General features: G+C 69.2%; 11 protein-coding genes. 2 read left to right on the top strand and 9 right to left on the bottom strand.

From position 1 onward, the window contains the following. Positions 1 to 12: 12 nt before the first annotated feature. The 5 genes from NVU01S_RS29500 to NVU01S_RS29520 all read right to left on the bottom strand — a co-directional run bounded on the left by NVU01S_RS29500 (position 13) and on the right by NVU01S_RS29520 (position 7278). On the bottom strand, positions 13 to 831 hold the full coding sequence (locus NVU01S_RS29500) for a shikimate dehydrogenase (protein ID WP_043682957.1): 819 nt from the start codon (positions 829 to 831) through the stop codon (positions 13 to 15). After that, entirely contained in the window at positions 821 to 2368 is a 1548-nt protein-coding gene (locus tag NVU01S_RS29505; protein ID WP_043682960.1) for an endolytic transglycosylase MltG, read from the bottom strand. The genes NVU01S_RS29500 and NVU01S_RS29505 overlap by 11 nt, the downstream gene beginning before the upstream one ends. Then, a complete protein-coding gene (gene ruvX / locus NVU01S_RS29510) occupies positions 2365 to 2982 on the bottom strand; it encodes a Holliday junction resolvase RuvX (protein ID WP_043682963.1) in 618 nt (205 codons plus the stop codon). Before ruvX ends, NVU01S_RS29505 begins: the two co-directional genes overlap by 4 nt. After that, positions 2982 to 5645 (bottom strand): alanine--tRNA ligase, encoded by a 2664-nt coding sequence (alaS, locus tag NVU01S_RS29515; protein WP_043682968.1) that lies wholly within the window; start codon positions 5643 to 5645, stop codon positions 2982 to 2984. Before alaS ends, ruvX begins: the two co-directional genes overlap by 1 nt. A 286-nt stretch (positions 5646 to 5931) precedes the next feature. Continuing rightward, complete coding sequence (locus NVU01S_RS29520; RefSeq protein WP_043682972.1) at positions 5932 to 7278, bottom strand: replication-associated recombination protein A; 1347 nt, start codon at positions 7276 to 7278, stop codon at positions 5932 to 5934. A 1495-nt stretch (positions 7279 to 8773) separates the two neighbouring features. On the opposite strand from NVU01S_RS29520, the gene NVU01S_RS29525 reads away from it, so the two are divergent. Continuing rightward, entirely contained in the window at positions 8774 to 10420 is a 1647-nt protein-coding gene (locus NVU01S_RS29525; protein WP_043683441.1) for an alkaline phosphatase D family protein, read from the top strand. 514 nt (positions 10421 to 10934) lie between these two features. On the opposite strand, the gene NVU01S_RS29530 is transcribed toward NVU01S_RS29525, so the two are convergent. The 3 genes from NVU01S_RS29530 to NVU01S_RS29540 form a co-directional block, all read right to left on the bottom strand. Beyond that, the gene (locus tag NVU01S_RS29530) at positions 10935 to 11246 is read right to left on the bottom strand and encodes a hypothetical protein (RefSeq protein WP_043683348.1); all 312 of its coding nucleotides are present in this window, start codon (positions 11244 to 11246) and stop codon (positions 10935 to 10937) included. A gap of 25 nt (positions 11247 to 11271) precedes the next feature. Further along, positions 11272 to 11553: a hypothetical protein gene (locus NVU01S_RS29535; protein ID WP_043683350.1), complete on the bottom strand. Its 282-nt coding sequence runs from the start codon at positions 11551 to 11553 to the stop codon at positions 11272 to 11274. A gap of 92 nt (positions 11554 to 11645) precedes the next feature. Further along, positions 11646 to 12815, bottom strand: coding sequence for a phosphotransferase family protein (locus tag NVU01S_RS29540; protein WP_029899096.1), 1170 nt, complete (start codon positions 12813 to 12815; stop codon positions 11646 to 11648). A gap of 191 nt (positions 12816 to 13006) precedes the next feature. Between NVU01S_RS29540 and NVU01S_RS45025 the strand changes: the two genes are divergently transcribed. After that, on the top strand, positions 13007 to 14461 hold the full coding sequence (locus tag NVU01S_RS45025) for a hypothetical protein (protein ID WP_244467579.1): 1455 nt from the start codon (positions 13007 to 13009) through the stop codon (positions 14459 to 14461). 34 nt (positions 14462 to 14495) lie between these two features. Here NVU01S_RS45025 and NVU01S_RS29550 read toward each other — a convergent pair whose 3' ends face one another. Continuing rightward, on the bottom strand, positions 14496 to 15488 hold the full coding sequence (locus NVU01S_RS29550; protein WP_244467580.1) for a DUF389 domain-containing protein: 993 nt from the start codon (positions 15486 to 15488) through the stop codon (positions 14496 to 14498). Positions 15489 to 15851 lie beyond the last annotated feature (363 nt).

The following is a 15851-nucleotide window of genomic DNA, read 5'->3' on the forward strand; positions in this document are numbered from 1 at the left end:
AGAGCGTGCTGTCTACACGGCCGGGTCTGCCAATGCCGCGGCCATCTCCGCGCGCGGGGCCGGACGGCCGGTGAACTGCTCGACCTGCCCGTAGGCCTGGTTCAGAAGCATCTGCAATCCGCTGACCACCGTGTGCCCGGCCCGGGCCACCGCCTCGGCGAGCGGCGTCGGCCACGGGTTGTAGATCGCGTCGAGCACCACGGGCGCGGTCGCGACCGCTTCGGCCACCTGGGCGGCGGCTTCGGCCGGAATCGTGCTCACCACAACGCCCGCGCGCTCGCACAGGCCGATGAGAGCGGCCGGATCGAACGCGGTCACCGCCGCGTTCATGCCGAGCCGTTCCGCGAGATCCAGTGCGCTGCTTGCCCGTCCGGCGTCGCGGGCGATCACCGTGACGGTCTTCGCGCCGAGTTCGGACAGTGCGAGCAGCGCGGGCCGCGCGGTGCCACCGGCCCCGAGCACCACCGCCTCGTCCAGGTCGACCACCCCGCCGCCGCGCAGCGCGCCGAGCACGCCGTCCACGTCGGTGCAGTCGGCCCGCCAACCGCCGTCGTGCCGGACGAGCGTGTTGGCCGAACCGACCAGCACCGCCCGCTCGGTGCGCTCATCGGCCCGCGCGAGCGCGGCCTCCTTGCCCGGCATGGTCACCGACAGCCCGACCCATTCGGGGCCGAGCCCGTCGACCAGTCCGGGCAGCTGCTCGGCCGTGCACTCGATGCGCTCGTAGCTCCAGTCGAGTCCGAGCGCGCGGTACGCGGCCAGGTGCAGGTGCGGCGAGCGGGAGTGCGCGATGGGCTTGCCGAGCACCGCCGCTTTGCGTTCAACGGCCACTGTCGAGGATTCCGCTCGCCTGGGCCTGCTGGATGTAGCGCTGGTGCTGCTTGTAGTCGTCGGTGAACAGGGTGGTGCCCTGCTTGTCGACGGTCACGAAGTACAGCCACGGGCCCACTTCCGGATTCTCCATGGCGCGCAACGCGTTCAGCGAGGGCGCCGAGATCGGCGTCGCGGGCAGACCGGTCTTCGCGTAGGTGTTCCACGGGGTTTCCGCGGCCCGGTCAGCGTCGGTGGTCTGCACCTCGGTGCGGTCCAGTGCATAGTTCACCGTCGAGTCGAACTGCAGCATCTGCGGCACCCGGAGCCGGTTCACGATCACCCGCGCGACCTTGCCCATGTCCTGCGGCTTGGCCTCGCGTTCGACGAGCGACGCGGCGATCAGCGTCTGGTACGGCGTCAGCTTGGTCTCCCCGCCGGACTGCAGCAGCCCGGTGGATTCGTAGCTCTTGGCACTCGCGGTGACGACCTGGCGGATCATCTGCTCCGGCGTGCCACTCGGATCGAAATCCAAAGTGCCCGCGGCGATCAAACCCTCCAGCTGCCTGGTGCGATCCGGGCAGTCCTTGACGCCCTGCGCGGCCCAGGACGGCACACCGAGCGCGGCCAGGTCGACGCTGGAACCCGCGGCCTCGAGTTGTTCATAGGTCGCGCACTTCTGGTTCGGGCCGATGCCGATGCAGCTGGCCTCGGCCATCATCCGATAGATGCCGTCGGTGCGCCGGTTGGTGCCGACCTCGAACTGGTCGTGCAGCAGCCGTCCCTCGGGGATCACCAGGTTCCCGACGCGGGCCTGTTTGCCGACCAGCGCCGCGACCGCCTGCACGGCCGGGCTGCGCGTCGGGATCGCGTAGTAGCCCGGCTGCACCGACTGCATATTCGAATTGCGCACGGCCGCTTCGATGAACGCGCCGGTGCTCGCGACGATGCCTTTCTCCTTCATGCTCGCCGCGATCTGCTGTGAGGTGTCGCCGTCGTGCACCTGCACCACCGCGATCGGACCGACCGGCCCGGCGAAATCCTCGGGCGGGCCGAGCTTTTCGATCAGCTTCATGCCCGCGAACACCGCGGCGCCCGCGAACAGCACCACGAAGACGCCGGCGACCAGCCACATCGTCCGCCTGCGCCGCTTGCGTTCCTGCGCTTTGCGCGAGGCCGCGCGGGAGCGCTTGCCGCGCTGCGCGCTGCGCGAGCGGCGAGTGTTCTCCTCCGGCTCGTCGTCGTCCTCGTGCCGGGCCGCTTCCCGGCGACCGGCGCGCGTACGCTGCCCGGCCCGGCGCTCCGCGTCGGCACGAGGCCGCGCGCGGGGGCGCGGGGCGGGCTCGGGCGGGTCCATGTCGTCGGTGTAGCGCGGGATGACGGTGGTGTCGTCCTCGTAGTCGTCCCAGTCGTCCTGCTCTCGACCGACCACCCGGTTCGTTCTGGCGTGCGTGTCTCTGCTGTTCTGCCCACCCCAGGCTCGGTCGTCCCGCCGGTAACGCCGATCAGCTTCGCGCTGTCGGTACCGTTCCTCGGCCCGCGCCCATCGATCCGTCATGCATCGTCCTCCGACGACGCAGGAGCGGACCCTGCGGCGTGCCCGACAGCCTCAGGACGCACCGCTTCACCCGACCTCAACACCGCACTCCGTTCGTCCAACCATCCTTGCAGGATCGAGACGGCCGCCGCCTGATCGATCACCTGCCGCTGGCCACGCGCGCGAACTCCACTGTCCCGCAATGCACGTGCAGCTGACACCGTAGTCAAACGTTCGTCGGAAAGCCGTATAGGCACCGGCGACACGGCGGCCCGCAATTGCTCCGCGAATGCGGTGGCAATGGTAGCGGCACTGCCCTTCTCCCCGCGCAATGTTCGCGGGAGCCCGACGATCACCTCGACCGCCTCGTACTCCCGCACAATTTCAGCAATTCTGGAAATATCGCTTCCGGGCCCGCCGGGCTTGCCGCCGCGCGCGTTCGGCTTGGCGCGCGGCACGGTCTCCACCGGCGTGGCGAGGATGCCGTCCGGGTCACTGGAGGCGACACCGATGCGGACACTGCCGACATCGATGGCGATCCGCCTGCCGCGCCCGGGATCGGTGTCCGGATGGGGCCGGTCGGCGTCGGTGCCCGCCGCCCGGCCGCCCCCTGCGGAATCGCTCGGCGATGCCATCACTGGGTGAGTTCAGCCACCCGAGCGCGGACCGCGGCCAGGCCGGTCGGGATGCCCGACGGATCCGACCCGGCGCCCTGGGCCATCTCGGGCTTGCCGCCGCCACGTCCGGCGATGCTCGGCCCGAAGGCGGCCACCAGATCGCCGGCCTTGAACCCGAGATCCTGCGCGCCCTTATTGACCGTGACCACGAACGGCACCTTGCCCTCGGCATTGCCGAGCAGCACCACCACGGCGGGCACGGTACCGAACCTGCCGCGAATGTCGGTGGCCAGCGTGCGCAGATCACCCGCGGGCACGCCCTCGGGCGCGGCGACCGCGACGAGCAGCACGGCGCCGATCCGCTCGGCCTCGTCGACGAACTTCCCGGCCGAGGAGAGCACGGCGGCCATCTTGGTGCGCTCGAGTTCCTTCTCGGCCACCTTGAGCCGCTCCACCAGCTGCTCGACCCGGGCGGGCACCTCGTCCGACGGCACCTTCAGCGACGCGGCGACACCGGCCAGCAGCGCCCGCTCCTTGGCCAGGTACTGGTAGGAATCCAGACCGACGAAAGCTTCCACGCGCCGGATACCGGAGCCGACCGACGACTCACCGAGCACCGTGATCGGGCCGATCTGCGAGGAATGCTGCACGTGCGTACCACCGCACAGCTCCATCGAGAACGGGCCGCCGATCTCCACGACGCGCACCTCGTCACCGTAATTCTCGCCGAAGAGCGCCATCGCGCCCATCTCCTTGGCCTTGGCCAGGTCGGTGACGAAGGTGTTCACCGGGAAATCCGCGCCCACCGCGTCGTTGGACACGGCCTCGATCTCGGACTTCTGCTGCTCGGAAAGCTGCCCCTGCCAATTGAAGTCGAAACGCAGGTAGCCCGGCTTGTTCAGCGAACCGGCCTGCACCGCGTTCGGGCCGAGGATCTGGCGCAACGCCGCATGCACCATGTGCGTACCGGAGTGCCCCTGAGTGGCACCACGCCGCCACGCCGGATCGGCTTGCGCCAGAACGACATCGCCCTCGGTGATCTGCCCCTGCTCGACCGTGGCCTTGTGCACCCACACCTTCTTGGCGATCTTCTGCACGTCGTTGACGGTCAGCTTCACCCCCGCCGCGGTGATGGAGCCGCGGTCGGCGATCTGGCCACCGGACTCGGCGTAGAGCGGGCTGCGATCGAGAATCACCTCGACATCCTGACCGGCCTGCGCGACCGGCACCCGCACGCCGTCGGCGATCAGGGCCAGCACATGCGCCTCGGAGGTCAGCTCGTCGAAACCGGTGAACTCGGTCGCGCCACGATCGACCAGCTCCTTGTACACCGACAGATCGGCGTGCGCATGCTTGCGGGCCTGAGCGTCGTCCTTGGCGCGCTTGCGCTGCTCGGCCATCAACGACCGGAAACCGTCCTCGTCCACCGACAGACCCGCCTCGGCGGCCATCTCCAAGGTGAGGTCGATCGGGAAGCCGTAGGTGTCGTGCAGGGTGAACGCGTCCGAACCCGCGATCGTGCTGCTGCCCTTGGCCTTCACCGCGGCGGCCGTATTGTCGAACAAGGTCGAGCCGGTGTTCAGCGTCTTGAGGAACGCGGTCTCCTCGCCCACCGCGACCGTCTCGATGCGCCGGAAATCGGTGGCGAGCTCCGGATAGGACGGCGACATCAGGTCACTCACGACCTTCATGAACTCGCCCATCACCGGCTTCTCCGCGCCCAGCAGCCGCGCCGAACGCACGATCCGGCGCAACAGGCGGCGCAGCACGTAGCCGCGGCCGTCGTTGCCGGGGTTCACGCCGTCGGCGATCAGCATCGCGCCGGTGCGGGCGTGATCGGCGATCACCCGGAATCGCACGTCGTCCTCGTGCGTGACGCCGTAGGACCGGCCGGTCAGCTCCTCGGCCTTGTCGATGATCGGGCGCAGCAGGTCGGTCTCGTAGACGTTGTCCACGCCTTGCAGCAGGAACGCCACCCGCTCGACGCCCATGCCGGTGTCGATGTTCTTGCGCGGCAGCGGACCGAGGATCTCGTAGTCGTCCTTGCTGGTGCCCGCACCACGCTCGTTCTGCATGAAGACGAGGTTCCAGATTTCGATGTAGCGGTCCTCGTCGGCCTCGGGACCGCCCTCGACGCCGTACTCCGGGCCGCGGTCGAAATAGATCTCCGAGCAGGGACCGCACGGGCCGGGGATGCCCATCGACCAGTAGTTGTCGGCCATGCCGCGCCGCTGGATGCGGTCGGCGGGCACGCCGATCTCCAGCCAGATCTGCTCGGCCTCGTCGTCATCGAGGTAGACGGTGGCCCACAGCCGCTGCGGGTCGAACCCGAAGCCGCCGTCCTCGACGCTGTTGGTCAGCAACGACCAGGCGAAGGTGATGGCCTCGCGCTTGAAGTAGTCGCCGAAGCTGAAGTTGCCCGCCATCTGGAAGAAGGTGTTGTGCCGCGTCGTCACGCCGACGTTCTCGATATCGCCGGTGCGCACACACTTCTGCACGCTGGTCGCGGTCGCATACGGCGGAGTCTGCTGACCGAGGAAAAAGGGGACGAACTGGACCATGCCTGCGTTGACGAACAGCAGGTTCGGGTCGGCCAGGATCAGCGAGGCACTGGGCACCTCGGTGTGTCCGGCACGGACGAAATGGTCCAGGAAGCGCCGTCGAATCTCGTGGGTCTGCACAGATATCCAGCCTACCGGTGCCGTGCACGCGGTTTTTCATCGACTGGGGTGCTGCGCGCCACCCGGGAAGTCGGTCGAATGATCGGGTGCGCCGGGGTCTGGTCCGCGAGCGGGGAGACCTACTCGGTGCCGGCCGTGTGTCGAGCGACGGTGGCGCTCCCGTGCGGGGACAACAACGCCTTTCGCCCTCGATGCCAGCTCCCTTGGCGGCGTCAGCAGCGCCCACCCAGCGCCGACTCCGCCGGCAGCAAAGCAATGCCCGCTCGGCTACGGTCCGTTCGCCGCCCTACCGCCCGCGGATGATGCGGCGCAGTTTGTCCACGCGCGGGCCGACCTCGCGTTCGTGCCCGTGGTCGGTGGCCTGGTAGTAGTCGACGCCGACCAGCTCGTCCGGCGGGTACTGCTGGGCGAGCACGCCGTCCTTGTTGTCGTGCGGGTACCTGTAGCCCTGGGCGTTGCCGAGCTTCGCCGCGCCCGCGTAGTGCCCGTCGCGCAGATGCGGCGGAACCGCCCCCGCCTTACCCGCCGCGACATCGGCCATCGCGGCGCCGATCGCGGCGACCACCGCACCCGACTTCGGCGCGCTCGCCAGATGAATGGTGGCCTGCGCCAAGGCAAGCCGCCCCTCGGGCAGTCCGACCAGCTGGACCACCTGTGCGGCAGCGGTAGCGGTCTGCAATGCCGTCGGATCGGCCATGCCGATGTCCTCGCTGGCGTGGATCATCAGCCGGCGCGCGATGAAACGCGGGTCCTCCCCCGCCGTGAGCATCCGCGCCAGATAATGCAGCGCGGCATCGACATCGGACCCGCGGATGGACTTGATGAAGGCGCTGATCACGTCGTAGTGCTGGTCGCCCGCGCGGTCGTAACGGACGGCGGCCTTGTCCACGCTGGCCTCGACCAGCTCGACACCGACCGTGCCGTCCAGCGAGGATTCCGCCGAGGCCTCCAGTGCGGTGAGCGCGCGCCGGGCGTCGCCGCCCGCGATGCGGACGATGTGCTCCAGCGCCTCGTCGGAGACCGTGTACTGGTCGTCGAGGCCGCGCGGATCGTGGATGGCCCGCTGCAACACCTGCCGGATGTCGTCCTCGGTGAGCGACTGCAACTGCAACACCAGCGAGCGGGACAGCAGCGGCGACACCACCGAGAACGACGGGTTCTCCGTGGTCGCGCCGACCAGCAGCACGATCCGGTTCTCCACCGCGGCGAGCAGGGCGTCCTGCTGAGTTTTGGAGAAGCGGTGCACCTCGTCGATGAACAGCACGGTCTGCTCGCCCACCGACAGCCTGCGCCGCGCCACATCGATCACCGCGCGCACCTCTTTGACACCCGCCGACAACGCCGACAGCGCCTCGAACCGTCGCCCGGTGGAATGCGAGATCAACGACGCGAGCGTCGTCTTGCCGGTGCCGGGCGGACCGTACAGCAGCACCGACGCCGCCCCCGATCCCTCGACCAGTCTGCGCAGCGGCGAACCCGGGCCGAGCAGATGCTGCTGCCCGACCACCTCGTCCAACGAGGCAGGCCGCATCCGCACCGCCAGCGGGGCCCCGGCGTCCCGGCGCACCACGGTATCGATGCTGTGCTCGGCGGGCACATCACCGCCGGGCACGTCGAACAAGCCATCGCTCACGACTGCGCCCCGCTGACACGCGGCTCCGTCGCGAGCGATACCCCGCCGCGTCCCCGGTTCGCTCGCAGAAGCTCACTCACATTTCCCAACGTTACCGAGCCACACCGACAAACCCCGCACACCAGCCGAACCACACCACGGCGCCACCGGGTCAGCGGGTCAGCGGGTCAGCGGATCAGCCGAGCCTCCGGTCAACCGCGCCCCCGCGCCACCGCGCCACCAGTCAGCCCGACCACCGCTCAGCCGCACCACCGCACCACCGCGCCGCCAGTCAGCCCGACCACCGCTCAGCCGCGCCCCCGCGCCACCGTCAGTCGCACCTCAGCGCCACCGTCAGCCGCATCTCCGCACCTCCAGTCAGCCCGACCACCGCTCAGCCGCGCCCCCGCGCCACCGTCAGTCGCACCTCCGCACCTCCGCACCACCGTCAGCCGCACCTCCGCGCCACCACGCCGCCAGTCAGCCCGACCACCGCTCAGCCGCACCACCGCACCACCGCTCAGCCGCACCTCCGCGCCACCGTCAGCCGCACCTCCGCACCTCCGCGCCGCCAGTCAGCCCGACCACCGCTCAGCCGCACCACCGCGCCACCACGCCGCCAGTCAGCCCGACCACCGCTCAGCCGCACCACCGCGCCACCACGCCGCCAGTCAGCCCGACCACCGCTCAGCCGCGCCCCCGCGCCACCGCTCAGCCGCGCCCCCGCGCCACCGCTCAGCCGCGCCCCCGCGCCACCGGTCAGCCGCGCCGCCGCGCCACCGGTCAGCCGACCACCGGTCAGTCGCGCCCCCGCGCCACCCGGTCAGTCGCGCCTCCGCGCCGCCGGACCGCGCGAACGCAACCTGGTCGAGGGATCAGGGGGAACTGACGGCGCACACCTCTCGACCGATGCCGCCACCAGTTCCTCCTGATCACCCGACCACCCACGGCGTCCGCACCTACGGACACCGCGGTACCGCTGGATCACCTGATCACCAGGTGCTGGCGGCGCACACCTCGGCCGATGCCGCCATCTCCCTTGGTCACCACACCATCTCCCTTGGTCACCCGGCCACCCCACGGCGACGCACTTGCGGAAGCCGGGTGATGCCACTGATCCCATGATCACCGGGTAGTAGTGGCGGACGCCTCTTGGTATATGCCGCCATCACTGCCTCCTGATCACCGCCCGACTTCGGCTGAGCCGGTTGGCGCCGCCCCAACGGCCCGTGCGTGCACTCCGGCGTCCGAATCGCCAGGAGCGACCCCCGTTTGTCGCCACGGAGACGGCCAACTCAGCGCAGCACCCCCCTGGTCACCTGATCACCAGGTGATGGTGGCGGCATCGGCCGAGAGCCGTCCGCCACCATTACCTGGTGATCGTGCGACCAGGTCGCGAATCCAGACGACCCGCCTCCACGAACTCCGACCAGCACGGCGGGTTCTGGGCGGTTTCGGCGAGCCGATTTGCGTGGGACCCCCGGATCGGATGTGATCAATACTCGTGGCTGAAAACGTGACTGTTTCAGATTCTGTGCAGCTCGGACCCATTGCGCGCCGCACCCTGCTCAAGGGTGGTGCGGCGGTGGCGGCCACCGCGACGGCGGTCTTCGCCGCCGGTTCCGCCGCGGCCGCCGCGCCCGTGTTCCGGCACGGCGTCGCCTCGGGCGATCCGCTGCCGGACGGCGTCATCCTGTGGACCAGGGTCACCGTGTCCGAGGACGCCGCGCCCGGGTCGGGTGTGGGTGAACCGACGAACGTGCGCTGGGAGATTTCCGCCGACGAAGGCTTCTCCGCGATCACTGCCTCCGGAACCGTCACTGCCACAGCGTCTTCCGACCACACCGTCAAGGTCGACGTAGCCGGCCTCACCCCGGGCACCGACTACTTCTACCGGTTCAGCGCGCTCGGCGAGACCTCGCCGGTCGCCCGGACCAGGACCGCGCCGGCCACCTCGGCCGCACTGGAGCGCCTGCGGTTCGGCGTCGTGTCGTGCGCCAACTGGGAGGCGGGCTACTTCGGCGCGTACCGGCACCTGGCCGCGCGCGCCGACCTCGACGCCATCATCCACCTGGGCGACTACATCTACGAGTACGGCCGCGGAAAGTACGGCGGCCGCAACGGAACTGTGCGCCCGCACGACCCGGCGAACGAGACCGTCACCCTCGCCGACTACCGAATTCGGCACGCGCAGTACAAGACCGACCCGGATCTGCTGGCGTTGCACACACTGCTCCCGTTCATCTGCACCTGGGACGATCACGAATCCGCCGACAACTCCTGGTCCGGCGGTGCGGGCAACCACGATCCGGTCACCGAAGGCAACTGGGCCGATCGCAAGGCCGCCTCCGCGCAGGCCTACCTGGAGTGGATGCCGGTGCGCGCCAAGGGTTCCGGCACCGAGGTGCAGATCTATCGGCGACTGCGCTTCGGCACCCTGGCCGAGTTGTCCATGCTCGATCTGCGCAGCTACCGCGACCAGGAGGCGAAGCCGGGCGCGGGCTGGCGTGAGGCGGACAACCCGGCGCGCACGATCACCGGCAAGGCCCAAATGGATTGGCTCACCGCCGGTTTGGCTTCCGCTCCGGTGCAGTGGAAGCTCGTCGGCAATTCCGTGATGATCGCGCCGCTGGTGTTCCCGCCACTGGAACCGGCGACCACCGCGGCCATCACCGGCACTATCGGAGTGCCACAGTCCGGCGTCATCGTCAACGGTGACCAGTGGGACGGCTATACCGCGGACCGGCAGCGGCTGTTCCGCGCGATCACCGAACAGCAGGTCGGCGACGTGGTGTTCCTGACCGGCGACATCCATTCTTCCTGGGCCGCAGACCTTCCCGTCGATGCCGCCAACTATCCGGGCGGCCCCACGGTCGGCGCGGAGTTCGTCGTCCCGTCGGTCACCTCGACCAGTGTCGGCGATCTGCTGAAGGTGAATTCCGCGCCGATCGCCGAGTCGATCAAGGGCGTGAACCACCACATGCGCTACGTGGAACTGGATTCGCACGGCTACGGAGTACTGGAGATCACCCCCGCCCAAACCCAAATGGACTGGTTCTACCTTCTCGACGTGGCAGACCCGAATTCCGCAGTCCGCCACGCCACCTCGCTCGCCGTCCCCACCGGTGGCCGCCTGGAACCCCGCCCCTCCCCCATCACCTGAGGGTCGACCCATCCGCCACTCCGAGCGCGACCGCTGCGCGCCACCGAACTGTGGACGCGATCGAAACAGGATGTGGCACTAGGCGTTATAGCCAGGCCCGACAACCACCGAGAGCCACCCAGCGTGCACGCGAACGACGCTGCCGAGTCGCGACTCATTTGACTTGCGGGCTGCGCGCCGTGTGGCCGACGGCCGTGTGCGATCGAGCAGAGGTCGCACGTCGAGGGCGCTATTCACCGCCCCGCCGCAACCACCACCGCCGCGCCGTGTGGCCAACGGCCGCGTGCCTGCGCGCGACCGAGCCGAGATCGCACGTCGACGGCGCTATTCACCGCCCCGCCGCAACCACCACCGCCGCGCCGTGTGGCCAACGGCCGTGTACCTGCGCGCGACCGAGCCGAGATCGCGCGTCGACGGCGCTATTCACCGCCCCGCCGCAACCACCACCGCCGCGCCGTGTGGCCAACGGCCGTGTACCTGCGCGCGACCGAGCCCAGATTGCGCGTCGACGGCGCTATTCACCGCCTCCACCACCACCACCACCGCAACCACCACCACCTCCGCAGCTGCCGCCGTCCCCTCCGCTGCAACCTCCGCCGATGCCGATACCTGCGCTGCCGAGGGCCCACCAGCGGGCGTCTTTCTTGCGGAGACGTCGGTTTCGCCGGCCTCGCCGGTAGTCGCCGCTCAGCGCGCTGCCTGCGGCGCGGGCGCGGGTCATGGGGTCGCCGGCTTCGATTCGGTAGGCGCTGCGTCGGCGCCGCACCAGCACGATCGCTACCGCGATCAACACCAGCACGACGATTCCCACCACGACATAGATCATCGGACCGTTCCTCTCCCACACGCGTTCACAGTCCGCCGCCCCCGCAACCCCCACCGCCGGAGCCGCCGAGGTCCGTACCGGCGCCGCCCATGGTCTTGTCAGCGAAGTCTTTCTTCTTGCGGCGGCGGCGATTTCGGCTGCGCACGTAGCCTCCGCTCAAGGCGCTACCACTACGCCGGGCGCGGGTGAGCGCATCCTCGGCGGCAGCTCGGCGACGCGCTCGCCCGCGCACCACCAGCGCCGCCGCGCCCGCACCGACCGCGAGCACAACAACGACAACGATGACAATCAGCAGGACATCGCTCATCGGGCTACCTCTTTCCCCACCCTGGCGAACAGCTCAGGATACGGCGAGACAGCAGTTCTCGGAAACCCTCAATTATGTGGTGGCCGTGGGGTTTACTCGGACCAGCGCTCTTCCAGCATGGCCGACACGTCCTCGGCGAAGTCACCGATGATGTCGTCGCCGGTGCATCGGGCGTCTTCGGCGAGCGCGGCCCAGCGGTTGATCAGCGCTTCCGAGCGCGGCACGGACAGTCCGTGTTCGCGGGCGGCGGCGATGCGCGCGTGGTCGGCGGGCAGGAACCAGTAGGTCGACAGCCAGACCCAGATGAGCCGAGCCTCGAGAATGCGCTCCGAGAGCAACTCGTCGTCGGCCAGCGCCGGCCAGACGCCGACGACCTCGGACCGCCACGCCTCGACCATCTGACTGGCCCGTTCCCGGGACAGTTCGAAATCGCAGAGGCAGCCGGGGAACGAGACCAGCGCGTAGGCGATGTCGAGCGTGGCATCGCGGAAACCGCCCCACTCGTAGTCCAGGAAGCGAGCGCCCTCTTCGTTGAGAATGACGTTGTCGGGGCACAGATCCGACGGGCTGAACGCCCGGAACCGTCCCGCAGAGAACAACCGGTTACCGCGCACGATGCGCTCGGCGATCTCGCCGGGCACCTCGATGCCGAGTTCGCGCTGCAGCAGGCCGGGCACCTCGGCGATCGCCGATTCGGCCTGCTGCGCGATGCCGTCTACCCGATGCACCACGTCGACCCGGCGCAGCAGCGCGACGAAATCGGCCTCGCGGCCGACCGTGGCGGCGTGCATGCGACCGAGCGCCTGCGCGAACGCCATCAGCGCGTTCCTGGTCGCGGGTTCGGCGCCGGACTGCAGCACCTGCGTGAGTAGCGAGTTCTCGCCGAGGTCGCTGAGGATGAGCAACCGTTCCGGCAAGCTGTGCGCGATCAGGTAGGCACCGGGCCGGTGTTCCCGGCTCAAGGCGGTGGTGAACTGATACGACACGGCTTCACGGAGGAACGCGGAGTCGATGCTGGCGACTCCGGGGGCAAGACCACCCGTGGTGCGGTCCTGAGCGTGTCCGCGGACCTGTTTGACGATGAGGGTACGCGGCAACGAGAAGGCGTTTTCCGCAACACGCACACGGAGAACCGTCGTTCTACCACTACCGCTGAGTTCGATCGGATCGCTCAGCTTTACCGGAGCACCCATTCGCTTTGTGAGCAACTGTTGCGCTGCGGACACGACTTCGGCGGCGCGTTCGGCCAATAGTGCGGTCATCGCCATTCAAGTTACTCGCATCGGGTCACTTCTAGCGAGCGGTTACACAACCTTTCCGCGTCGTTCGGCGTGTCTCGCTCGAGGTTACCGAACGCGGGCTCGTTGCTTGACACCATTGCACCCGTCAGGTTTTCTCATCGTCAACTGCTCTGCGCCACACCGCAAACCAGTTGAGTGGAAAGGTCTATGGCATGACCGGCACACCGCCTCCCCCGCCCCGCGAATCCACTGGCGACGCTCCCGATCACGGAGACGACGAGCGCCGCGCAGCGCGGTCCGGCCAACACGAAAGTCCCACTCCGCCGCCCGCGGAGCCGAGCGCCGGACACGGCAGGCACGAGATGGCAGGGTCGGCCGGATACCCGCAGTTCGAGGGTCCGGGCGCGGCGCAGTACGGCAGCGAACCGGTCGAATCCGCGCCGCCGATGGCGCCTCGGCAACAGTCCAGCTATGAGCCGGGTGGTGCGCCGCAGCCGCAGTCCGCAGCGCCGAGTCACGATCCGTCGGGACCGTCCGCGCAACCGGGCTATGCGCCGCCACCCGGTACGCCATCACAACAATCCGCACAGCCGAGTTATGCGCCAACCGGAATGCCGCCGCAGCAATCCGAGCAATCGGGCTACGCGCCCACCGGAACACACGCGCAGCCGGGCTACCCGCCCTCCGGAACGCCTCCGCAACAATCCGCGCAACCGAGCTACGCGCCCTCCGGAACGCCGCCACAGCAATCCGCGCAACCGGACTACCCGCCCACCGGAACGCCTCCGCAGCCGAGTTACACGCCGCAGGAGCCGGGTTACGGTCCGTCGGGACCGCCGCCGCAACAGACCCCGCAACCGAGCTACGGCCCGCCCGGAACGCCCGCACAGCAGCCCGTGGAACCCAGTTACGGCCCGCCCGGAACCGGTGCGCCTTACGGGCCGCCGCCGGACCAGTACGCGGCCCAGCCCGGCATGGCGCCGCCGCCCGGCGCACTGCCGCCCGACCAGCCGGTCTACGGCTATCAACAGGCCGCGACCGCACCCGGCACGCTCGATGTCGGCCAGGCGCTCAGCTACGGCTGGGAGCGTTTCCGCTCGAATTTCGGCCCGTGGCTGGCCGTCGTCGCCTGCGGTCTGGTGATCTATCTGGCGTTCGTGGTGCTCGTGCAGCTGACGAACCCGACATCGATGTTGCCGCTGCTGCTCATCTTCCTCGCGGTACTCGCGGGGGTGTGGCTGCTCCAGGCGGCGATGGTGCGCGGCGCACTGTACGAAACCGACGGCACCAAGCCATCTTTCGGCTCGTACTTCCGTTTCGTGAACGCGGGCAACGTGTTGCTCACCGCTTTGCTGGCGTTCGCGTTGACCTGTATCGCGTCCGCAGCCTGCCTGCTGCCGGGTCTGGTCGTCGGCATCCTGTGCATGTTCTCGCTGCACTTCGTCGTCGATCAGAACGAGGGACCGTTCGAGGCAATCAAATCCAGTGCGATGCTGGTGATCGCGAACATCTGGCCGGTGCTGCTGCTCACCCTGTCGGTGTTGTTGGTGACCTTCGTCGGCGCGCTGCTCTGCGGTCTCGGCTTACTGATCGCGGGTCCGGTCTCGGTCATCGCGGTCACCTACGCCTACCGCACCCTCACGGGGGGCGTCGTCGCGGCACTCTGATCCCGCAGTGTCCCTGCGTCTTTCACCGCTCGCACTACCGCTGTGAAAGACGCGGGGGCGCAGTGGATCCCACCGCGCGCATGCCGAGCCAATGCTTGAAACGCTCGACCGGGCCCGCCGCTCTGCCCGCGCGCGGACGCAGTTGCAGCACGATCACGCCCGCGATCACGATGCCCGCGAGGTTCACCGCCAACTGACCGGCGGACATGAACGCGACCTGCCATTCCCCCAAAGTCGCTGCCACCACAGCGAATCCGGCCGCAGGCACGGTCGTCACCGAGATGAACACCCCGATCAGCGCCGCCGATTTCGCGGTCACCAGCGAGAGCATGCCCGCCGCGCCCGCAAGCAGCGCGACCACCAGCGAGAACGGCCCGACCTCATAGATGAAGTCGACGTTCTTGACGCTTTCCACCCCGTGCAGCGTGATCCATCCGAACTGCTCCCACAGCAGGGTCGCGACCAGTGTGGCCAGCATCGCCACCGGGAATCCGATGGCGAGCGCCAGCGCCGACCGGCGCGCGAGCCGGAAATCGCGCAGCACCAGGCCCACCGCGAACGCGGCCAGCGGACCGAACTCCGGACCCACCACCATCGCGCCGACGATCGTCACCGGCGAGTCGGTGGCCACACCCACCGCGGCGAGCAGGCAGGCGATGGTGAGGAACGCGAGGAAGCTCGAATTGAGCGTCGACTCCTCGTGCACCTGCGCCAGCAGTTCCTCCCACACCACCGCGTCCGTCGGATCGCCCGGCGCGTCCTCCACCGCCCGATCCCCCGCCTCGGACAGCACGGTCTCGACCGGGCCCAGCGTGATGCCACCGGTTTTGCAGATGCCGAGCGCGGTCAACTCCTCGAGCACGTCGTTGGCCGCCTCCCGGGCCACGTCGGCCTGAATCAGGTCGCCGGCCGGTTCCAGCGCCACCCCGCGCGCCAACGTCACATGCGTGGCACCCGGATTCGCGGCGAGCACCGACAACACGTCATCGGTCGACTCCGGCGGGCTGATCATGCGCAAGTGCAGCAACGTATTCCCTCTGGTCGGTGCCCACCTGAAGAAGGCAACGGATCGAACTGACCAGAAGGTACCGTTCACACGCGCGCCAAGGCGCACCCTGCACACCGACTGCCCCCGTGTCGGGGTCGGCACCAGCCATGCAGGCGACGCGACGTATACCGGCAGGCCTAGTGTCGGGCGACACCGGTCCCGCACCGGCGACGCGACACACGCCGCACGCCATCTGGTTTCGTGTCGAGCGGCACGGTCCGCGCAAGCGGCACAGCGCACCCCGCCACGCCAAAGGGTCTCGTATCGAGCGGCACGGATCCCGTGCGAGCAGGCGCGGTGTACCCCCGCTCCCCGACCGCCCTCATGACGGGCCACACCGGT

Source organism: Nocardia vulneris (assembly GCF_001613425.1).
In the GTDB taxonomy this organism is placed as follows: Bacteria; Actinomycetota; Actinomycetes; order Mycobacteriales; family Mycobacteriaceae; genus Nocardia; species Nocardia vulneris.

Coding starts and splice junctions, on each gene's coding strand:
- NVU01S_RS29535 (WP_043683350.1), bottom strand. CDS start 11,553: ATGAGCGATGTCCTGCTGATTGTCATCGTTGTCGTTGTTGTGCTCGCG.
- NVU01S_RS29505 (WP_043682960.1), bottom strand. CDS start 2,368: ATGACGGATCGATGGGCGCGGGCCGAGGAACGGTACCGACAGCGCGAA.
- NVU01S_RS45025 (WP_244467579.1), top strand. CDS start 13,007: ATGACCGGCACACCGCCTCCCCCGCCCCGCGAATCCACTGGCGACGCT.
- ruvX (WP_043682963.1), bottom strand. CDS start 2,982: ATGGCATCGCCGAGCGATTCCGCAGGGGGCGGCCGGGCGGCGGGCACC.
- NVU01S_RS29530 (WP_043683348.1), bottom strand. CDS start 11,246: ATGATCTATGTCGTGGTGGGAATCGTCGTGCTGGTGTTGATCGCGGTA.
- NVU01S_RS29540 (WP_029899096.1), bottom strand. CDS start 12,815: ATGACCGCACTATTGGCCGAACGCGCCGCCGAAGTCGTGTCCGCAGCG.